The sequence below is a fragment of the Amycolatopsis methanolica 239 genome, from assembly GCF_000739085.1.
Classification (GTDB): domain Bacteria; phylum Actinomycetota; class Actinomycetes; order Mycobacteriales; family Pseudonocardiaceae; genus Amycolatopsis_E; species Amycolatopsis_E methanolica.
Window position 1 is genome coordinate 4723473 of the sequence record NZ_CP009110.1, and the last position, 20038, is coordinate 4743510.

17 protein-coding genes are annotated in these 20038 nt (G+C 71.6%); 4 read left to right on the forward strand and 13 right to left on the reverse strand.

Annotated features, from left to right (window positions below):
* Positions 1–88: 88 nt before the first annotated feature.
* The 5 genes from AMETH_RS22975 to AMETH_RS36015 are packed head-to-tail and all read right to left on the reverse strand — an operon-like array spanning position 89 to position 5669.
* Positions 89–1663: an N-acyl-D-amino-acid deacylase family protein gene (locus AMETH_RS22975; protein WP_017983508.1), complete on the reverse strand. Its 1575-nt coding sequence runs from the start codon at positions 1661–1663 to the stop codon at positions 89–91.
* Positions 1664–1673: 10 nt separating this feature from the next.
* On the reverse strand, positions 1674–3107 hold the full coding sequence (locus AMETH_RS22980) for a Na+/H+ antiporter NhaC family protein (RefSeq protein WP_017983509.1): 1434 nt from the start codon (positions 3105–3107) through the stop codon (positions 1674–1676).
* A gap of 23 nt (positions 3108–3130) precedes the next feature.
* The gene (gene menC, locus AMETH_RS22985) at positions 3131–4270 is read right to left on the reverse strand and encodes an o-succinylbenzoate synthase (RefSeq protein WP_017983510.1); all 1140 of its coding nucleotides are present in this window, start codon (positions 4268–4270) and stop codon (positions 3131–3133) included.
* Positions 4267–4917 (reverse strand): MurR/RpiR family transcriptional regulator, encoded by a 651-nt coding sequence (locus AMETH_RS22990; RefSeq protein ID WP_017983511.1) that lies wholly within the window; start codon positions 4915–4917, stop codon positions 4267–4269. The genes menC and AMETH_RS22990 overlap by 4 nt, the downstream gene beginning before the upstream one ends.
* On the reverse strand, positions 4914–5669 hold the full coding sequence (locus AMETH_RS36015) for a GNAT family N-acetyltransferase (protein ID WP_156131714.1): 756 nt from the start codon (positions 5667–5669) through the stop codon (positions 4914–4916). Before AMETH_RS36015 ends, AMETH_RS22990 begins: the two co-directional genes overlap by 4 nt.
* Before the next feature lie 104 nt (positions 5670–5773).
* Between AMETH_RS36015 and AMETH_RS23000 the strand changes: the two genes are divergently transcribed.
* Positions 5774–6862, forward strand: a complete 1089-nt coding sequence (locus tag AMETH_RS23000) for a M20/M25/M40 family metallo-hydrolase (protein ID WP_017983513.1) — start codon at positions 5774–5776, stop codon at positions 6860–6862.
* Positions 6863–7435: 573 nt separating this feature from the next.
* Here AMETH_RS23000 and AMETH_RS23005 read toward each other — a convergent pair.
* Genes AMETH_RS23005 through AMETH_RS23015 form a run of 3 tightly spaced genes read right to left on the reverse strand, consistent with a single transcriptional unit; the run spans position 7436 to position 12472 of the window.
* Positions 7436–9073: a hydantoinase B/oxoprolinase family protein gene (locus tag AMETH_RS23005; protein ID WP_017983514.1), complete on the reverse strand. Its 1638-nt coding sequence runs from the start codon at positions 9071–9073 to the stop codon at positions 7436–7438.
* On the reverse strand, positions 9070–11112 hold the full coding sequence (locus tag AMETH_RS23010; RefSeq protein WP_017983515.1) for a hydantoinase/oxoprolinase family protein: 2043 nt from the start codon (positions 11110–11112) through the stop codon (positions 9070–9072). Before AMETH_RS23010 ends, AMETH_RS23005 begins: the two co-directional genes overlap by 4 nt.
* A gap of 34 nt (positions 11113–11146) precedes the next feature.
* Positions 11147–12472 (reverse strand): MFS transporter, encoded by a 1326-nt coding sequence (locus tag AMETH_RS23015; protein WP_017983516.1) that lies wholly within the window; start codon positions 12470–12472, stop codon positions 11147–11149.
* A 102-nt stretch (positions 12473–12574) separates the two neighbouring features.
* On the opposite strand from AMETH_RS23015, the gene AMETH_RS23020 reads away from it, so the two are divergent.
* Entirely contained in the window at positions 12575–13591 is a 1017-nt protein-coding gene (locus tag AMETH_RS23020; RefSeq protein ID WP_017983517.1) for a LacI family DNA-binding transcriptional regulator, read from the forward strand.
* Between the two features lie 497 nt (positions 13592–14088).
* Here the strand turns inward: AMETH_RS23020 and AMETH_RS23025 are convergent, their stop codons facing one another.
* The 5 genes from AMETH_RS23025 to AMETH_RS23045 all read right to left on the reverse strand — a co-directional run bounded on the left by AMETH_RS23025 (position 14089) and on the right by AMETH_RS23045 (position 18726).
* Positions 14089–14394, reverse strand: a complete 306-nt coding sequence (locus AMETH_RS23025) for a TraR/DksA family transcriptional regulator (protein WP_223842913.1) — start codon at positions 14392–14394, stop codon at positions 14089–14091.
* 76 nt (positions 14395–14470) lie between these two features.
* Entirely contained in the window at positions 14471–16435 is a 1965-nt protein-coding gene (locus tag AMETH_RS23030) for a 6TM ABC transporter family protein (protein WP_017983519.1), read from the reverse strand.
* Positions 16432–17601, reverse strand: coding sequence for a 5'-methylthioadenosine/S-adenosylhomocysteine nucleosidase family protein (locus tag AMETH_RS23035; protein ID WP_026153285.1), 1170 nt, complete (start codon positions 17599–17601; stop codon positions 16432–16434). The genes AMETH_RS23030 and AMETH_RS23035 overlap by 4 nt, the downstream gene beginning before the upstream one ends.
* Before the next feature lie 24 nt (positions 17602–17625).
* A complete protein-coding gene (locus AMETH_RS23040) occupies positions 17626–18324 on the reverse strand; it encodes an NUDIX hydrolase (RefSeq protein WP_026153286.1) in 699 nt (232 codons plus the stop codon).
* Between the two features lie 75 nt (positions 18325–18399).
* Complete coding sequence (locus AMETH_RS23045; protein ID WP_017983522.1) at positions 18400–18726, reverse strand: winged helix-turn-helix domain-containing protein; 327 nt, start codon at positions 18724–18726, stop codon at positions 18400–18402.
* Positions 18727–18746: 20 nt separating this feature from the next.
* On the opposite strand from AMETH_RS23045, the gene AMETH_RS23050 reads away from it, so the two are divergent.
* Together AMETH_RS23050 and AMETH_RS23055 are read left to right on the forward strand one after the other, a co-directional pair.
* Positions 18747–19091 carry an alpha/beta fold hydrolase gene (locus AMETH_RS23050; protein ID WP_017983523.1) on the forward strand — a complete coding sequence of 115 codons (345 nt, stop codon included), beginning with the start codon at positions 18747–18749 and terminating at the stop codon, positions 19089–19091.
* Entirely contained in the window at positions 19088–20029 is a 942-nt protein-coding gene (locus tag AMETH_RS23055) for a 3-carboxyethylcatechol 2,3-dioxygenase (RefSeq protein WP_017983524.1), read from the forward strand. Before AMETH_RS23050 ends, AMETH_RS23055 begins: the two co-directional genes overlap by 4 nt.
* Positions 20030–20038 lie beyond the last annotated feature (9 nt).

The following is a 20038-nucleotide window of genomic DNA, read 5'->3' on the forward strand; positions in this document are numbered from 1 at the left end:
GGCCGAGCAGGGCTGGGGACCGGGGAGCCGGTGGGGTGTGGGCGCCGTCGCGGGCGGCTCGCGTTGCCGGGCCTTTGAACCAGCCCGGTCAGCTTGCGCCGACCACGACTCCGGTCCTGGCGCCCGTCGCCTCGCCGTGGAGCAGCGCGGGGGTTCCGCCGACGAGCACCGTCGAGCACCCGGTCGCCAGGCGCCACGGCTCCTCGAACGTCGAGTGGTCGGTGATGGTGTCGGGGTCGAACACCGCGATGTCGGCCACCGCGCCCTCGCGCAGCACGCCGCGGTCGGTCCAGCCGAGCCGCGCGGCCGGGAGCCCGGTCATCTTGTGCACCGCCTGCTCCAGGCTCAGCACCCCGCGCTCCCGCACGTACCGTGCCAGCACCCGGGCGAACGTGCCGAAACTACGCGGATGCGGCCGGCCCTCGCCAGTCTCGGTCATGATCCAGCCGTCGCTCGCCACGGAGACCGCCGGGTGCCGCAGCACGGCGATCACGTCGTCCTCGTCCATCGCGTGGTTGACGATCATCACCTGCGCCGCGTGCGCCTCCAGCACCCGCAGCGCCGCCTCGGCCGGGTCGGTGCCCTCCGCCCTGCCGATGTCCGCGATGGACAGACCGGTGCTCGCCCGGTAGGGGCCCGGTGGCAGCTCCCCCAGCACCACCCCCTCCGGGTCGATGTCCCGGCCGAACCGCTCCCGCAACGACGCCGCCATCTTCCCGCGCAGCACCGGATCGGCGAGCCGCGCCACCAGCGCGTCCTTGCCGCCGTCCACCGCCCACGACGGCAACCGCGACGCCAGCTCCGTGCTCGACGCGGTGTAGGGGTACACATCGGCCATCACGTCCACCCCGCGGGCACGCGCGGCGTCGATGAGGGCCAGCGCGTCGTGCACGGCGCCGTGGTTGGCCGGTCCCATCGCCTTCAGGTGCGAGATCTCCAGCCGGGCTCCCCCGGCCTCAGCCGCCTCGATCGCCTCGGCCACCGCATCCGCGAGGGCGGAGGTCTCGTTGCGCAGGTGCGTCGAGTACAACAACCCGGCCGAGGCCGCCGCCGCGACCAGCGCCCGCACCTCCTCCGGCGCCGCGAACAGGCCCGGCGTGTAGATCAACCCGGTGGAGAACCCCACCGCGCCCTGCCCGGCGGCCGCGCGGACCAGCTCGCACATCCGGTGCAGCTCGTCCTCGGTGGGCGCCCGGTCCTCGGCGCCGAGCACCGCCAGCCGCACCGAGTTGTGCCCGACCTGCAGGCCCACGTTCACCGCGGGCGCGGCTTCGCCCAGGTCGGCGGCGAACCCCGCACCGTCCGACCACGACCAGCGCAGCCGCGCCGGGTCGAACGCGCTGGTGCGCTGGTGCAGCGCGAGGTCGCCGATCGGGAACGGCGAATGACCGCAGTTGCCGGTGATCAGCGTCGTCACGCCCTGCGCGAGCTGGGTGACCGCGCCCGGATCGTGCGCGAGGGTGAAATCGGCGTGCGAGTGCAGGTCGATGAACCCGGGCGTGACGACCTGGCCTGCCGCGTCCACCACGGTGGCACCGTCGAGCCGTTCGCCGCTGATCGCGGCGATCCGGCCGTCGCGCACACCGACGTCGGCCCGCCGGGCGGCGGCGCCGGTGCCGTCGAGCACGTCGCCGCCGCGGATCACGATGTCGAAATCGGACACTGCGGTTCTCCTACCGGGTCTCGAACATCAGGATGATCGCGTACATCACGCACGCCGGGATGAGCACGAGGAACCCGGTGATGATGATGTTGCGCAGGTTCACCGACCGGGCGAGGCTCATCGAGCCCACCATGTTGGCGTTCGGGAACGGACCGTAGGTGTCCGCTTTGGACGCGAACAGCAGCACGATCACCCACGCGCCGGGGCCGATGCCGACCGCGGCGGCCAGCGACCCGAACACCTTGTCCAGCAGCACCACCTGCGCCGCGGTGGCGCCGGGCACCCCGACCCAGCCCAGCAGCGCGATGACGAGCGCGAACAGGAACGGTGACAGGCCCTGCATCGACCCGCCCCAGGTGTCCAGGATGACCTGGAACGGTTCGAGCGCGTCGATGCCCGCGAACAGCACCGCCAGCAGCCAGAACAGCAGGAAGATCTCCACCAGCCGGGCGGCGCCGCGGTAGACGTGGGAGGCGATCGCGACCGGGCTCAGCCCGCCCGCCAGGCCGGTGACGATCGCCAGCACCGGCAGCGCGACCAGCGGGAACGCGGTGCCCGCGCCGCTGATGATCGCGTACACGACGCTCGCGACGAGGGTCAGCCCGAACGCGAGCGTCGCGCGGCCGCTGCGCGGGATCGCGGCACCGTCGTCGGTGGCACCGAGGTCCTCCGGGTCGTAGAAGTCGTCGGTGCCCCGGGTGCGGCGCTGCATCCACGGCACGATCAGCAGCCCGGCCACCAGCGACAGCACCGCGAGCGGGCCCGCGCCGTACAGCAGGTACTGCAGGTAGCCGACCTCCGCGGCGTCCATGATGGCCACGTTCGACCCGGCGAACGGCGCCAGCGCGAGACCGGCGCACCCGCCGATGAACATCATCGAGGCGGTGGCGGACCGGGTGAAACCGAGGCGCGCGACGATCGGCAGCAGCAGCGGCGCGGCGATCGCCAGAGCACCGGCGAGGGTGCCGAGGCTCGCGACGAGGATCAGGCAGGACAGCATCACGCCGAGCGTCGCGGCGGTGCGGCTGCGCTCTCCCATCACGCGCATGACCCCGCGCACGATCCGCGCCGCCACACCTGTTGCGCGCAGGATCTCGCCGACGCCTGCGCCGAGCATGATGACCAGGCCGATCATGGTCACCTGATCACCGAGTGACTCGCCGAGCAGCTTCGCGGCGTTCTCCGGCGTCGGCATCATCACCAGCAGCGCGGACAGCACCGCCGCCACGGTCGCGACCATGATGTCCATGCCGAGCAGCGCGAGCACGGCGTACAGGACGATCGGCACCAAGCCCCACAGGGTCGGTGCCGACACGAAGGGGCCGAGCGCGGCGGAGAGCACCAGCCCGGCGACGGCGATGACGGTCCGCACGACGGTGCGCGCCTCCCGGCGCGCACGAGCGGGCGGGGCGGTCACCTCCGCCGCGGTGTCGACCTCGTTCATGGACTTCCCTTCTTCCTGCGCGGTCATCCCGCGGCCGCGACGGCGGCCGGGTTGGAACTGGTGAAAACCTCGGTCCGGCATCCCGCGACGAACTCCTCGTCGACCCGCGCGCCGAGACCGGGACCGGCAGGCACGGCGACCACACCGGCGTCGGCCGACACCGGCGGCACCACGAGATCACGGGCATAGTACTTGTCCGAACCGGACACATCGGAGGGCAGTGTGAACCCGGGCAGGCTGGACAGCGCGACGTTCGCCAGGCGGCCCACCCCGAACTCGTGCATCCCGCCGCACCACACCGGCCACCCCGCGTCGCGCGCCACGTCGTGCGCGGCCACCGCCGGGGTCAGCCCGCCCATCCGGGACGCCTTGATGTTGAGGATCCGCCCCGCCTTCAGGGCGATCGCGGTGCGCAGGTCGTCCAGGGTGTCGATGGACTCGTCGAGGCACACCGCGGTGTCCGTCGCGGCCTGCAGCGCCGCGGAGGCGAGCAGCGCGCGCGGCGCGAACGGCTGCTCGATCATGGCGAGCCCGTACCGGTCCAGGCCGCGCAGCGCCTCGTGGTGCGCGGGCTCGTCCAGGTAGGCGCCGTTGGCGTCGACCTGCAGCGTCAGCTCGGGGAACGCCGCGCGCACCGCCGCCACCGGCTCGCGGTCCCAGCCCGGGGCGATCTTGAGCTTGACCCGCCGGTACCCGGCCTCGACCTGTCGCGACACCTGTTCGAGCAGGTCGTCGATGGTCGGTTCGATGCCGAGCGACACCCCCGCCGTCACGGTCGCCCTGGTGCCGCCGAGCGCCTGCGCCAGCGGGATGCCGCGCGAGCGCGCCCACAGCGCCCACACCGCCGCGTCGAACCCGGCCACGGCGAACCGGTGACCGCGCACCCGGCGGAACAGCGCGGGCACCTCGCGGGGGTGCGCGATCTCCTCGTCCAGCAGCGCGGGCACGAGGTAGCGGGTGGCGATCAGCCAGCTCGTCTCGACGGTGTCCGGCGCGTAGAACGGATCGCTCGGGCAGGCGATCTCGCCCCAGCCGGCGACGCCGTCGTCGCCGGTCAGCTCGACGAGGATGTGCTCGAGGTGGTTCTTGCGGTGCGAGCTGGTCTGGAAGCTGTGGATCAGCGGCAGGCGCACGCGGTGCAGGGTGACGTGGGTGATCTTCACGGGGTCTCCGATTCGACGTAGAGCGACAGGGAGCGGGAGAACCGGTCGCGCTCTCCCAGACGGCGTTGCGCGCCTTTCGCGCTGGCGGTGGTGAGCGTGGCGAGGATGTGCGCCACGGCCGCGACCGCAGTGGGCGAGTCCGAATAGGACGCGCTCTCGGTGCGCACCACGATCAGCGCGTCGGCCACCTCGGCCAGCGGCGCGTCGGGTGAGTCGGTGACCACGACGACGTTGCCGCCGCTCGCGGCGAACTCGCGCGCGATCGCGATCGTGTCCCGCCGGTACCGGCGCAGCGAGAACACCACGAGCACGTCGGTGGCGCGCACCTCGGTGAGCACGTCGACGGCCTGCACCAGCCTGCCGTCGATCGGGGTCACGTTGGACAGTGAGGCCTGCAGGTCGGCGGCCAGCAGGCAGGCGTAGGCGAACGACTTGCCGGTGCCGAGCACGAACCGGCGCCGGGCGCTGACCACGAGCGCGGCCGCGCGCTGCACCGACCCGTCGGCGAGGATCGACTCCATGGCCGCGCCCAGCGACTTGATCTCCTGATCGGCCACGAGGCGCTGCAGCACGGCGGCCGAGCGGCGCTGCACGCGCGCGTCGAACCGCTGACGCGGGCTGGACAGGGAACGGTCGTCCTGGCTCATGCGGCACTCCGGTGTTCGGCGAACAGGTACGCCGAAGTGTCGCCGGTGCACCGCACGCACGCGACGGCGGCCAGGCCCTCGCCCAGGAACTCGTGGAAGCCCGCGCGCACCGCGCTGCGCAGGGCGGGTGTGGCCGCGGCCGGATCGGCCGGGATGGGCAGCCAGCGCCGGTCACCCTCGCGCCACGCCCGGCCCCAGCTCGCCGGGGCGGGCACCCGATCCGGCTGCGGTGGCGTCGCCGGAGCCTCCGCCGCGGTGAGGTCCCACTCGACGATCACCCGGTCCGATCCCTGGCGGAAGAAGTAGTCGTCGACGTACCAGCGGCCCACCGCGCCGAGGACACTGAGGTTGAAGTGCGCGTTGCGGGACAGCAGCGGGTCGTAGGACCAGCGCATGAACCGCATGCCCGCGGCGCGGACCGCGTCGGCCTGCGCGTGTTTGAGCAGCCGCCCCAGGCCCAGTCCCTGGCTCGACGGCGCCACCACGGCGGCCTGCGAGTAGTGGTAGACGCCGGTGTCATCGGAGGCGGGCAGGCCGTAGGCGAAGGCCAGCAGCTCGTCGCCGGGCCCGGTGATCCCGATCGCCGACCCGCCGTTGCGCAGCAGCGTGGCCAGCAGCGGCGGGCTCAGCCCGACGTCCGGCTCGTCGTAGGCGAACACGCGCCGGTAGAGCGCGGCGGCCTGCAGTTGCAGTGCGGCGGAGTCGAGGTTCCGCACCACGAGCCCGTCGGACCGCACCCCAGGTCGCTGCACGCACGCCACACCATCACCTCTCCAACTTACGAAACGTATGTTGGCACTCTTCGCGTCCAAACCCGCATTGTCAAGAGTTTGATCGCAAGATACGTTTCATAACTGTGAACACTGACGAGATGCGCGACCGCCTGCACGACTACGTCCGCCACGAGACCCCGACCGGTGACGCCGCGGCGCTCGACGGCTTGCTGGCCGAGATCGGGCAGCGCTACACCGAGCTGGGGGCGGCCGTCGAGCGCGAGGCGCATCCGGGCGGTGCGCATCTGGTGGCGCGCTTCCCCGGCTCCGCCGGCCGCGAGGACGAGCGCCCGGTGCTGTGCCTGGGACACCACGACACGGTGTGGCCGCGCGGAGCGCTGGAGTGGCGGGAGAGCGACGGGCGGGTGTTCGGGCCCGGCGTGTACGACATGAAGGGCGGGCTCGTGGTGTTCGAGACCGCGGTGGAGTCGCTGCGCGACGTGCCGCACCGGCCGGTGACGATGGTCGTGGTGGCCGACGAGGAGATCGGCTCCCCGACGGCGCGGGCACTGCTGGAACGCGAGGCGGCGGACGCGGTCGCCGCGCTCGGGTTCGAGCCCCCGCACCCGGACGGCGCGCTGAAGACCGCGCGGCGCGGCAGCACGCGGGTACGCATCGAGGTGACCGGCCGGGAATCGCACGCCGCGCTCGCCCCCGAGGACGGCGCGTCGGCGATCGAGGAGCTGGTCGACCAGGTGGTGGCGTTGCGTGGGCTGGTCGCCGGGTATCCCGGTGTGCTGTGCAACGTGGGCACGATCGGCGGCGGCGGCCGGACGAACGTCGTTCCCGGGCAGGCGTGGTGCGAGGTGGGCCTGCGCTTCGCCGACGCCGGTTCGGAGCGCTCGGTGCTCGCCGCGCTGTCCGAACTGGAGCCGGTGCGCGCAGGAACCATCGTGCGGAGCACGATTCTGACGAACCGTCCGGTGTGGACTGGCGAGGATCCGGGCCTGGCGGAGGTGCTACGCGCGGCCGCCGCCGAGGTGGGGCAGCCCGCCGGGGGCAGGCCGGCCGCGGGCGGCGCGGACACCAACCTGACAGGCTCGCTGGGCGTCCCCAGTCTGGACGGCCTGGGCCCGGTCGGCCGCGGCGCGCACGCCCCGGACGAGCAGATCGTGACCGCGAGCCTGGTGGAGCGGGCCCGGCTGACGGCGGCGCTGCTGGCGCGGTTGTGACCTCGCGGGGACGCGGGGTGCCGGGGCGCCGGATGAGGAGCGCCGAGTGGGCATGTCGCGGGACGAGGCGGAGCCAGGCCACCAAGCGAGCCGCAGGCGGGGCCGCCAAGCAAGGGTGGCACGGGGCGAGACGAGCCGAGGCCGGACAGGGCCGCATGCAGGGCTGGGCCATTGGGCAAGACGACGCCGGACCGCCGGGCGAAGGGGTACCGGGCGCCCGGCAGGGCCAAACCCGGATGAGACCAGGCCGGGCCACCGCGAGGGCGGCGAACCGGGCCGGGCCGCCCGGGCGAAACCGGCTCGGGCCGACGGCGAGGCGGGCCGGGGTGCCGCGCAGCGCGGTAGGTAGGGCCAGCGCGCGGGGCGAAGCGGCCATGGGCCAAGCCGGGGCCGGGCCGCCGAGCGGGGCGGGGCCGCACCCGGCGTATCGCGCCCCGGGCCGCGTCCGCGCGGCACCGCGCGGACGCGGCAACCAGCTGCCATCGCCCACCCCGCCCCCCGCACCACCCCACGGCAGCCGCCACGCCGGCCACCGCGCAGCCCCGCACCCCACCGGGCACGCAAGCCCACACCTCAGGGCCGTCGGGTGATCAGCTCCAGCGCGAGGTCCGCTTCGACGGCCGCCGGGTCCCGGCCGGCCGGGTCGCCGTAACCGCCGCCGCCTCCGGATTCGCATCGCAGGACGTCGCCGCGGTGGACGGGCAGGCTGTTGACCTTCAGCATCTCCCGTTCGTCCGCGCGGCCGGGGTTGAGCACCACGCGTGGGGGCGCACCGGCCGCGCCGCCGAACACGCCCCACGCCGGGGTCACCGAGCGCTCCCACCACAGCGAGAGATCCATGTCGGCTTCCATTGTGTACTGACGGATCACCCCGTTGCCGCCGCGCCAGCGACCCGCGCCGCCGGAGTCCGGCCGGATCCGGTACTCGTCCACCCGCACCGGGTACAGCGTCTCGACGACCTCGATCGGCAGGTCGCGCAGCGAGCCGTTGACGTTGTTGATCAACGCGGTCTCCCCGTCGCCGCCGCGCCACGCGCCCCAGCCGCCGACGGTCGCCTCCAGGGTCACGAACGGCTCACCGGTGCGCGGGTTGTCGCCGGCGAACTGGACGATCATCGAATCGCCGTAGCTGGCCGCGGCCACCTCGTCCGGCATCGCCGGGGCCAGCGCCTTGACCACCAGGTCGATCAGCATACCGAGGCTGGAGTAGTAGTACTGGCATGCCGCCGGTTCCCTTGCCGCCAGCATCGAGCCGTCGCGCACCTTCACCTCCAGCGGTGCGAACGACCCGCCGTTGAGGCTGATCGACGGTGAGATCAGCAGCTTGTACCCGACGCGCGCGGCCGAGATGGCCTGCGACCGTCCACAGTTGACCGGACCGGTGGTCTGGTCGGCGCAGTCGGTGAGGTCGATCGTCATCTCCTCGCCGTCGACGGTGACGCGCACGGTGACCTTCAGCGGCGTGCCGAGGTCGATGGCGTCGTTGTCCAGCCAGCCCGTGGCCTCGTAGGTGCCGTCCGGGATCGCGGCGATCCGCGCCCGCTCCAGGCGCTCGGTCTGCTCGAAGATCTCCGCACGCGCGGCCTCGATGGTGTCCGCCCCGAACCGGGCGAACAACTCCCCCAGCCGCCGCACACCCATGCGCGCGCACGCCACCTGCGCGCGCATGTCGCCGATCGTGACGTAGGGGAAACGCACGTTGGTCTCGATCAGCCGCACGACGTCTGTGTTCTCCTCGCCGCCGACCACGATCCGGGTCGGGCCCATCCGCAGGCCCTCCTGGTAGATCGTCGTGGAGTCCATCGACCCGCCCGGGTCCTTGGACCCCATGTCGATCCAATGCGCCCGCGACGCGGCGAACCCGGCGAGCTCACCGTCGACGAAGATCGGCGCGTACACCGTGCAGTCGTTGAGGTGCGTGCCGCCGAGGTAGGAGTCGTTGAGCACCCACACGTCCCCGGGCTGCCACACGTCCGCGCCGAACCGCTCCTCGGTGTGGCGGGTGCACTCCTCCAGGTTGCCGAGGAAGATCGGCAGGCCGGAGGACTGGCCCAGCACCCGGTGCTCGCGGTCGAGCAGCGCCACCGCGCAGTCCTTGCCCTCGTAGATCGTCGGCGTGTACGACGACCGGATGAGGGTCATGTTCATGTCCTCGGCGGCCTGGATGAGCGCCGAGCGGATGATCTCCGTGGTGACCGGGCTCGGGGTCATGCCTGTTCCTCCGTGTCCAGGGTGATGATCAGGAAACCGTGGTCGTCCACCCGCAGTGACGCGCCCGGCGGCACCACGGTGGTCGAGGTCTCCTCGTGCACGATCGCCGGGCCCGTCAGCTCCGCGCCCGGCGCCAGCGTCGAGCGCGCGACGATCGGCGTCGGCACGGCGACGCCGTCGAACACCACGTCGCGCACCGTCGGCTCGCCCGCGTCCCGCACCTCCGGCGGTTCACCGGGTGTGCGGTCCACCCGGCCGCGCCCGGTGGTGCGGATCGTGACGAACTGGACCGGCGCGCCCGGCGTGGCGTGGCCGTAGCGCTGGTGGTGCGCCTGTGCGAACCGCTCCTCGATGGCGGCGCGGAACTCCGGCGCGGTCACGTCCTCGCCGGGCAGGATCGGCACGGTCAGCGTGTAGTCCTGGCTCTCGTAACGCATGTCCAGGCCGTGGGTGATCTCGCGCCGCTCCGGCGGGATGCCCTGCTCGGCCAGCGCCGCCGACGCCTGTTCATCCAAACCGGACAGTTCGGCGGCGAGCGCGGTGACGTCCAAGGTCGCGCTCGTGGCGAAGAACTGCCGGGAGAAGTCACGGCGCACGTCCGCCTCGAGCATGCCCCACGCGGAGAACGCGCCGGGGAACCGCGGCACCACCACCTCGCGCACCCCGATCTCCTTGGCGATGAACGCCGCGTGCATCGGGCCCGCGCCGCCGAAGGCGAGCAGCGCGAACTGGGCCGGTTCCCGGCCGTGCTCGACGGTGAGGGTGCGGATCGCCTGCGCCATCTTCGCGTTGGACACGTCGCAGATCCCCGACGCCAGCTCCACCGGGTCCATGTCGAACGTGGCGGCGAGCTCGGCGACCGCCCGGTGCGCCGCCTCGGTGTCCAGCCGCATCCCGCCGCCCGCGAACGACTCCGGGTCCACCCGGCCCAGCACGCAGTTGGCGTCGGTGACGGTCGCCTGGGTGCCGCCGCGGCCGTAGCAAGCCGGACCGGGCACCGCGCCCGCCGACTCGGGACCGACGCGCAGGCCGTTGCCCTCGGCGTAGGCGAGCGATCCGCCGCCCGCGCCGATGGTGTGCAGGTTGACCATCGGCATGAGCAGCGGGAACCCCTCGGCTTCCCCGTCCGGGGTGACGTCGGGCCGGTGGTCCATCACCAGGGACACGTCGAACGACGTGCCACCCATGTCGATGCAGATGACGTCCGGCCTGCCGAGCAGCCTGCTCGCGGCGACCCCGCCCATCGTGCCGCCGACCGGGCCGGACAGCAGGGTCTGCAGCGGGTGCCTGCGCGCGAAACCCGCGTTGACCAGCCCGCCGGAGGACTGCATGACGTGCACCGGGACCGACAGGCCCTTCTCCGCGAACCGCGACTCGATCCGGTCGAGGTAGCGGTGCACGGCGGGGCCGGTGTAAGCCTCCATGACAGCGGTGGAGGTGCGCTCGTACTCGCGCCACTCCGGGGCGACCTCGGAGGAGAGCACGACGAGCACGTCGTCGCCCAGCTCCTCGCGCAGGATCTCCCCGGCGCGCCGTTCGTGACGGGGATCGAGGTAGGAGAACAGGAAGCACACGGCGACCGCGTCGAACCCCTCGGCGCGCACCCGCTTGGCCACCAGCCGCACCGCGTCGGTGTCCAGCGGTTCCAGCTCCTCGCCCTGCGCGCTCAGCCTGCCGCCGACCTCGGCCACCGCGTTGCGCGGCACGAGCGGCTCGGGCTTGCGGTAGTGCAGGTCGAACAACCGGTTCCGGTTGCCGCGAGCGATCTGGTAGACGTCACCGATCCCGCGCGTGGTGAGGATCAGCACCCGCGCACCGCGCCGTTCCAGCAGCGCGTTGAGGCCCTGCGTGGTGCCGTGCACGAAGAACCCGATGTCGGCGAACGGCAGCCGGAACCCCTCGAGCGCGTCGAACACGCCGCGCGCCAGGTCGTCCGGGGTGGTGAGGACCTTGCCGGCCCGCAGCTGCCGCGTCGTCTCGTCGTAGGTGACGACGTCGGTGAAGGTGCCGCCGATGTCCATGGCGACCCGGTAGGTCATGCGAGAAACTCCTTGTCGTAGCGGGGAAAACCACTCAGTCGAGCGCCTTGCCCTCGGTTTCCGGCAGCGGGATCACGGCCAGCAGCGCGACGATCAGGAACGCCACGATCGACCCGATGACGGCGAACGACGGCACGTCGTGGTCCATCAGCGCCCCGATCACCGGGACGGACACGGTGTTGGCCAGCAGGATCGCCGAGGTGACCCACGCGTAGCCGAGACCGCGCAGGCTCGTCGGCAGCGCCTCGCCCGCCCAGGTGTTCCAGATGCCCCATGCGCCGAGCGAGAAGAACGCCAGCACGAGGTTGCCCGCGTACATCTGGCCCGCGTTCGTGGCGATGCCGAACAACGCGCCGCCGAGCGCGGAGGCGAACACGAACCACAGGAACACGCGTTTGCGGCCGTGGCGGCGGGTGAGCCACGCGGCCAGCAGGTAGCCGGGCACCGACACCAGCTGCGTCACGGCGACGAACCACAGCGCGCCCGACACGCTCATCCCACGGCCCTCCAACAGGACCGGCAGCCAGGTCTGCAGGCCCCAGTAGCCCCAGCTGAAGGTGAACGACACAAGGAGCAGCAGGAAGAAGTTGCGGCGCACCCGGCCGCGGAGCAAGCCGCGCAAGCCGCGGCGGTTGCCGCCGGCCTCGTGGTCGATGCGGAACCGGGTCCGCTCGTCGAGGTCGGCGCCGAGGCCGCGCAGCACCCGCGCCGCGTCGGCGTGGCGGTCCTGCCGGGCCAGCCAGTACGGCGATTCCGGCACCCAGCGCAGCACCGCGAGCGCCCACAGCCCGGCCAGCGCGGCCACGATCGCCACCGCCCGCCAGCTGATGCCACCGAGCGTCTGGCTGACCAGGATGCACAACAGCGTGCCCACCGGGAACCCGATCGACAGCGCGACCGCGCCCTGGCCGCGCCAGCGCGTGGGCAGCAGTTCCAGGAAGTAGGGGAACGTCACCGAGTACACCCCGCCGAACGCGACGCCTGAGGCGAACCGCAGGCCCAGGAACAGCCAGAACTCCGGCGACAACCCGGCCGCCAGCGCGAGGGCGGCGTAGATCAGCAGGCTCAGGACGGTGACCCGCCGCCTGCCGAGACGGTCGATGATCGCGCCCCAGATCAGCGCGCCCGGCGCCATGCCGAACGCCACCGCCGACAGCGCCCAGCCCAGCCGCGTGTTGTCGACACCGAAGTCGCCGGCGATGCCGGTCGACACGTAGACGAGCCCGACCTGTTCCCACGCCTCGATGACGAACGTGAAGAACAGGACCGCGCCCGCCACCACGTGGGCGCGGGTCAGCCGCATGCGGTCGCACACGTCCCCGACGGAGACCGGCTCGACCCTACCCGGGACAGACACCATCTTCCACCGCCTTCGTCAAAACGATTTGATGATTCGGGACATGAAACGCGCCCGGTCGCGGAGGTGTCAAGAGCCTGACGGATCGTGAGCGATACTGGGACGGTGAGCACACCGGCCGCGAAGATCACGATCCGGGACGTGGCCGACCGGGCGGGCGTCGCGATCAGCACCGTGTCGCACGCCTTCTCCGGCAGCCGCCCGATTTCGCGCGCCACCCGGGAACGCGTGCTGCGCGCGGCGCGGGAGCTGGGGTACGACCCGAACCCGAGCGCGCGGTCGCTGCGCACCGGCCGGTCCGGGATCGTCGGGCTGGTGCTGCGGCCGCGGTACGCGGTCACCGGGACGCCGGACCGGGCGGAGACGTTCAACCGGTTGGTGGGCTCGGTGGCGACGGAGATGCTGCGGCGCAAGACCGGTCTGATCCACGTGCCCGACATCGACGACCCGTCGGTGGCGCGGGTGCCGATGGACGGCTGCATCGTCGCCCACCCGTACGGCAACGACCCGGTGCTCACGGAGCTGACGCGCCGCGGCATCCCGGTGGTGACGGTCGAGGAGGATCCGGAGCGGCCCGAGCTGCCGTGGGCCGTGCGGCTGGACTACCCCAAGGTGGTGTCGGCGCTGCTGGACCACCTGCGCGAGCAGGGCGCGCGGCGGATCGCGTTGTTCACCGGCACGGAGGACAACGCGTGGAACCGGCGCACCCGGGAGACCTACCTCGCCTGGTCGGCGCGGCGCAGGCGGAGCACGCGGGTCGAGGTGCTCAGCGAGGGCCTGACCCCGGAGGAGGCGATGCGCGAGGTGCGCGCCTGCCTGCGCGAACGGCGCCGCCCGGACGCGATCGTGATGGCGACGAGCGATTTCGCGGCACCCGCGGCCGGCGTCGCGGCAGAGCTCGGGCTGCACGTCCCAGACGAGCTGATGATCGCGTCCCTGACCGACAGCGAACACTCCCGCACGGCGAGCCCGCCCATCACGGCGATGGACCTGAACCACGAGCTGCTCGCCGAGCGGGCGGTGGAGCTGATGCTGGCGCGGCTGTCCGGAGCGGACGAGCCGGCGGAGGCGCTGGTGATCGAGCCGGTGCTGAACCTGCGCGCCTCCACGCGGCGCGGGTGAGGCGGTGCCGTGGCTGGGGTGGCGCCCGGGCGTTGGGGTGCGTGAAGCGGTGCATGGGGCCGAGCGTTGGGCGCGGGAGGTGGCGCCGTGTCCGGGCGCGGGTCAGCGGCCGCAGCGGGTGGCGACGCTCGGCTCAGCGGCGCGTCTCGGGGAGCCGCCGCGGTACTCGGTGGGGCCCCGCTCCAGGTCAGCGCCGTCGCCGCGACCTCGCCTCGCGTGGCGGAGTCCCACTCCCCCGCGGGGCGGGTGAGGACGGCATGCAGCGGAGTCGGCGCGACGGGGCTGCGGTCGCCGTGCGCGTGCCGCGCCCGGCGTGGTCACAGCGGCGGGGCTGCGCCAGTCACCGTCGGCTCACAGCCGCCCGCGCGGATCGCGCGGGCGGCGCGGTACTCGGAGCAGGCCCCGCACCAGGTCAGCGCCGTCGCCGCGACCTCGCCTCGCGTGGCGGAATCCCACTCCCCCGCGGCGCCGGGCCCTGGGAGCCGATGGAGCTGCGCTCAGCGCCGTCGCGCGTCGGCGCAGCGGATGCAGGTCCGGGTGGCGAGGAGGGCGTCCAGGCGGCCCTCGCCGATGTCGGCTCCGCACCGCTCGCAGCGTCCGTAGGTGCCCTCGCGCAACCGGCGCATCGCGGCGTCCACCTCGTCCAGATCGGCGCGCGCCTGCCGCAACAGGTCCTGCACCTGGGCCCGCTCGAACGCGATCGTCACACCCTCCGGGTCGTGCTCGTCGTCGTTCGCAGACCACGCCGAGGCTTCCACGATGCCCTCCACCTGCCGCGACAACGCCGCGATGCGCTCCAGCACCGCAGCACGCTCGGCGTTCAACCTGGCCTCGACGTCCATAACCCCGTCAACGACGCCAACCGCGGCGGTATTCCGGTCACCCGATCGCGTGCGGATCGCGGTTGATCCACTCCTTCCCCTCCGCCGCGATTCCTTCGAGGATGTGCAGTGCGTGGCTGAACCCCGCGGCATCGAGGTTCAACGCCGAGCGGGCGGCCGGGGACTCCGCGGGTCCCTCGCCCGTGGAATCGGCGACGCCCGGATCCGTCACCTCGATCTTCTGCGGATCCCCGTTCATGAGGGTCAGTGTCAGCTTGTATCCATAAGAGCCGACCTTCCCGACGTGCACCGAGGAGACCGCGTCGAACCGGAAGTTGTTGCGCTCGCGCTCGTCCCTCGTGACGTTCTCAAAGTCGAGGTCGGCCCCGACCTCCCGGACACCGTCGCGCGTGATCAGGAATAACCGGATGTCGTACCGCGAGTAACGGGACGGTCCATAAGGGACGCGGGCGCGTTTGCAGCCGGCCGCCGGAGACTGGATGAACGTGTGGGCAAGGATGTCGCTCCACCTGAGTCGGAAGTGTTCCAGCGCGTAGGCCAAGAGAAGGGTTCGGTCACAACGCAACCACGTCTCCATCTCGTGGTCACTGGGACGCAGGCGATCCAGCTTGTTGCGCCAGCGTTCGTATTCCTCTTGCCGTTCCTGCAACTTGTCCTGAGATTCCTGGTGTTCCTCAAGAAACCTTCTCCGTCCGAACAGGACCTTCGCCACTCCACGGATGCTCACGGCACCCGACGCCGCGGTGAGCAGGCACGCGATCACGGCGCCCACCGGTTCGGCTCTGAGCACCGTCCACACCACAGCTGCACACGTTGCCGCGGCCGCGCCGAGCGCAACCCCGCACCACACCTTCGTGTCCACGGCGACCCGGTACCGCTTCCGGTACTCCCACAGGGTGCCGTGCTCCCAGCCCCGTGCGACCTGCCGGACCAGGAACCGGATTAACCACCTGATCTTGTCGACACCCGTTCTCTGCTCACGGTAGATCTCGGCGATTTCGTCGCGCAGAGATCGCCGGAATCCGGCGGTCTCGGACAACCACTGTCGACGGTCCGCGTCACGGGGTGCGTAGCGATGGAAGTACCAGTCGAACGCAGCGTCGACCTGTTCGGTGAATCCGCCCTCGCGTGCGCGGTTCACCCGTCCCGTGGCGGCGAACTCGCGGTTCCTCTCCCGAAGCCGCGTCACGCGGTACCACCACTCGAAGCCGTGGCGAGCTGCGAAACCCCCGGCGATGAGCATGGCCGCGTGGGCCGACAACGCCAGGATGGCGCCGTGGTCAATGAGCAGCCACGCGAGGTAGCAGATCGTGACGACGAACACGATGGACGCCAGGAAAAGCCGGATGTGCTCCCGCTGGCTCAGCGCCTCCTGTGCCGGCATCCGGGCGCGTGGGGGCGCCGGCTCGGGCTGGAAGTAGGCCCAGACCCGGCCCTGCCGGTCGTTGCCACACTGATCTCTCTTCGCTCTCTGCTTCGTCTCGGCCCACAGGCTGTCCTTGATCCCCCCGGTGAGCACGAGGTCGAGGTGGTCTTGGATTTCTTCGCGCCGACCGCGCTCCAGGTCACCGATGCGCTTCAGCGCCCCTCCGGGGTCCCGCGTGCGATCGTCGAGGCATTCGAGCAGTTCACGGATCGCCCGCAACGCCCGGCTCCAGCGATGTTCCTCCTCAGTGTCGTCGACGAGCGACACGCGGCGCATCAGCCGTTCTCGCTCGGCGTGGGCAAGGTCCCGGTACGACCGTTTGCTAAGCATCGACAGGACCCAGTAGTAGCGAACCTCCGGGACGTCGAGCCCCTCGGCCATCGCGTCCTCGATCCATTCACGCGCCCGAGCGGGAGCCCCGGCGCGCAGATGGTTGAGGCCGACCCGGAACTTCTCCTCCGGCGGCGCATCCGGTGACGTGATGTAGATGGTCGAGTTGTGGATGTACTCGGTTTGGAGGCCGACCCAGGATCCCGGCCCGGCGATGTTCGTGACGCTGTGGAGCCGCTCACTCATGACACCCCTTTCACCGCCGCGATGAGAGCTGTCACCTTCGCGGCGAGTTCACCGACCTCCGAGACCGCGCGGCGCACGCGGCCCAGCGCGTGGACGACCCGCTCGGCGCGGTCCGGTGTCCTCTCCTCGGCCGCATCGTCGGCCGAGTCGAGGGCTCGTTGCGCCTCCTCGTAGACCTCCGCCGGGATGGTGCCCGAATCACGTTGCTGCCTCAGCTCCTTGCGGAACCTGCGCAGCTCGCCGACGAGGTCCGCCTGGGGGGCGGGCTGCGGCGTCGTCGCGACCCACACATTGCTCCCGGTCAGCGCACCGGTCTGGATCCCGACTTGCCCGAAGGCGATGTTCGTGACGGACGGGGCGGGATTTCCGGCGCCTTCGTTGTGGTCGCGGTTTTCGTTCTTTCGATCACGCACTGCAAGCTCCCGTTCTCGAATCAGTTCTTCAGCGAGGCGCATCGCGAACGCCGCGGCGTTGCGTGCGGCACGCGGCTGCCACACGCGGTCGTCGCCAGTCGTCTTCGTTCCGTCGGCCCGGTCGCTGATGCCACGGACGATGGCGACCGGGGATCCGCTGAGGTGTCCTGCCTGAGCGACACCGGCAGCTTCCATCTCGATCGCCATGGCGTCGTTGTAGTTGCGCCGCACCCACGCGGCCTCGGCCGATCTCCGTGAGTTGTGGACGACCTCTCCTGCCGCGATCGGACCGAAGTGCACCTCCGGCACCGCATCCGCCGCGGCTGCGGAGTCGAGCCAGCTGCGCTCCCGCGCGACCCGGGCGGCAAGCTGGTAGACGCCGTGATCGATTTCCCACACGCGGGGACGGGCCTTGAGACCGTCGTCCTCACTGGTCCCGCCGTGGTAGGCGTACACGTGAGTGGCCACCACGATGTCACCCAGCGGCGTGTCCCACAGCGCCCCGGCCACTCCCACGAACAGCACGGCCACCGGTGCGAACTCGTCGATGGCTCGTTCGGCGAGCACAGCCGCGGAGTGGTTGCCCTTGCCGGTGAGGGCCAGAGCCGCCCGGTAACGGGAACCGGCGATCGTTCCGACTTCGAACAAGGTCCCGCGCTCATGCCGATGCGACTTCGGGTTCACGATCCGTTGTCGTACCGCGGCGTACTCGGAATTGAGCGCGGTCAGCACCACTACCAGGGCATCAGTCATCGAACCCCCAGTTCTCGTTTCAGCTCACGGTCTGGTCAACGGCGGAGTCAGTTCAGTTCGCGAACCAGCCCGGAAAAGGCGGGCCGGGCGACCCTTCGTCGTTCTCTGGTTTCCGGCAGGGACGATGAAGTCCGGTACCGCCTGCACCTTGCGGTAGAAGTTCCGCGGGTCCAACGCGACACCCCACACCGCCTCGTACACCCGTTGCAGTTCGGCGATCGTGAAGGTCGGCGCGCAGAAGGCCGTCGCCAGCGAGGTGTTCTCGAGTTTCGCTCGCGCACGTTCGACCCCGTCCAGCAAGATCCGCCGGTGGTCGAAAGCCAGCCGAGCCGTGTCCGACAACGCTTCGTCGACCGGGGTCCACGCGGCCCGTGCCGCGTCGGTGCCCGCCACCGGTTCCGGCAGCCCGGGCGAAATCGCCAGATAGGCCACCGACACCACCCGCCCCCGTGGATCACGGCCGGGCTCGCCGTAAGCGCCGAGTTGTTCGAGGTGCAGCGTGGCGGCGTCGAGGTTCGCCTCCTCCGCCAATTCACGGCGCGCGGCGGCGACGATGTCCTCACCCGCGTTGTTCAGAAAACCGCCGGGCAGCGCGCGAGCTCCGCGAAACGGATCGATTCCGCGCTCGACCAGCAGCACGTTCAGTGCGGAGTCGCGCAGCGTGAGGATCACGAGATCGACGGCGACCAGCACGGCCGGAGGAGTCCAGGATTCGGACGACACGCCTCGGACACTACATTCTTGTCAATTTGACAGGAAGTGCTCCGCGGGGAATACACCCCAGCGGAGCAACGCCGGTCACCCGCTGATCACGTACCCCGTCCCGCGCACCGTGTGGATCACCCGCGGCTCTCGCAGCTTGCGGCGCAACTGGGCGACCACCACGTCGAGCACGTTGGACGCCGGGTCGGCCATCTCGTCCCACGCGTGCTCGATCAGCTCCTGCCGGGACACCGGCGTGCCGGGCGTGGTCATCAGCCTCTCCAGCACCAGGAATTCCTTGGGCGTCAACGTGAGCAGCACGCCGCCCCGGCTGGCCTGCCTGCGGGTTCCGTCGAGTTCGACGTCGCCGCACCGCAGGACCACCGGGGCGCCCCCGCCGGTGCGCCGGCACAGGCTGCGCACCCTCGCCAGCTGATCCGGCCATGGTCACCGACGACCTCATCCGCACGCGGCAGGCGATCTTCCAGCAGCCCGGCTGGCTCAAGGCCTGCGAGATGAACATGGCGCTGCAGGACCTCGACACCCGCAAGCGCAACATGCTCAGCGACGACGACCTGCGCGCGATCCAGGCCGAGGCGCTGGTCATCTGGACGACCAAGGACCCCTCCGGCCCGGTGGACGAAGGCGAGCGGATCGCCTCGCTGATCCCGAACGCGCGCCTGGCGGTGATCGAGAACTGCGGGCACTGGCCGCAGTACGAGGACGCGGCCACGTTCAACCGGATCCACCTGGACTTCCTGCTCGGGCGGGACGGTGAGCAGCCGTGACCCTGGCCCTCCTGGCCACCAGCCACAGCCCGCTGCTCGACCACGTCGACCTGCCGGCGGACGTCTCCGGCGAGCTGACCGAGGCCTTCGCGCAGGCCCGCGCGTTCGTCCACGACTTCGACCCCGACGTCGTGGTCAACTTCGGCCCGGACCACTACAACGGGTTCTTCTACCGGCTGATGCCACCGTTCTGCATCGGGTACGCGGCGGAGAGCATCGGCGACTACGGCAGCCAGGCGGGGCCGTTGAACGTCCCGGAGGACATCGCACGCGGTATCGCCGAGGCGGTCATCGCTGAGGGCGTCGACCTCGCCGTCTCCCTCGACATGCAGGTCGACCACGGCGCCGTGCAGCCCATGGAAATCGTCTACGGCGACATCACCGCCAAACCGTTCGTGCCGATCTTCATGAACTCGGTGGCGCCACCGTTCACCCCGCTGGCACGGGTCCGCAGGCTCGGCGAAGCCGCGGGACGCCACCTCGCGACGCTGGACCGGAAGGTCCTGCTGATCGCCTCCGGTGGTCTGTCCCACGATCCCCCGGTGCCGCGCCTGTCGAACGCCACCGCCGACCAGCGGCGGATGCTGATGGGCGAAGGCGGCCCGCTCACGCCCGAAGCGCGGGAGGCCCGGCAGCAGCGCGTCATCAGCGCAGCCCGCGAGTTCGCCGCGGGCACCGCGACCATCCAGGACCTGGCCCCCGAGTGGGATCGCGAACTGCTGCGAATCCTCGCCTCCGGCGACCTGAGCCCGTTCGATGCGTGGGACCCCGGCGAGATGACCCGCATCGCCGGGAACTCCTCGCACGAGGTCCGCACCTGGATCGCCGCGTACGCCGCGCTCGGCGCCGCCGGACCCTACTCGGTCCGGTACAGCTACTACCGGCCCATCCGCGAACTCATCGCGGGCTTCGCGCTGACGACCGCGACCCCGGCCTGACCGTGGCCC

Bases quoted from the DNA above. Each gene is read 5' to 3' on its own strand.
- AMETH_RS22980 (WP_017983509.1), bottom strand. From the start codon at position 3,107: ATGAACGAGGTCGACACCGCGGCGGAGGTGACCGCCCCGCCCGCTCGT.
- AMETH_RS22990 (WP_017983511.1), bottom strand. From the start codon at position 4,917: ATGAGCCAGGACGACCGTTCCCTGTCCAGCCCGCGTCAGCGGTTCGAC.
- AMETH_RS23005 (WP_017983514.1), bottom strand. From the start codon at position 9,073: ATGACCCCGAGCCCGGTCACCACGGAGATCATCCGCTCGGCGCTCATC.
- AMETH_RS23010 (WP_017983515.1), bottom strand. From the start codon at position 11,112: ATGACCTACCGGGTCGCCATGGACATCGGCGGCACCTTCACCGACGTC.
- AMETH_RS23015 (WP_017983516.1), bottom strand. From the start codon at position 12,472: ATGGTGTCTGTCCCGGGTAGGGTCGAGCCGGTCTCCGTCGGGGACGTG.
- AMETH_RS23030 (WP_017983519.1), bottom strand. From the start codon at position 16,435: ATGAGTGAGCGGCTCCACAGCGTCACGAACATCGCCGGGCCGGGATCC.
- AMETH_RS23035 (WP_026153285.1), bottom strand. From the start codon at position 17,601: ATGACTGATGCCCTGGTAGTGGTGCTGACCGCGCTCAATTCCGAGTAC.
- AMETH_RS23050 (WP_017983523.1), top strand. From the start codon at position 18,747: ATGGTCACCGACGACCTCATCCGCACGCGGCAGGCGATCTTCCAGCAG.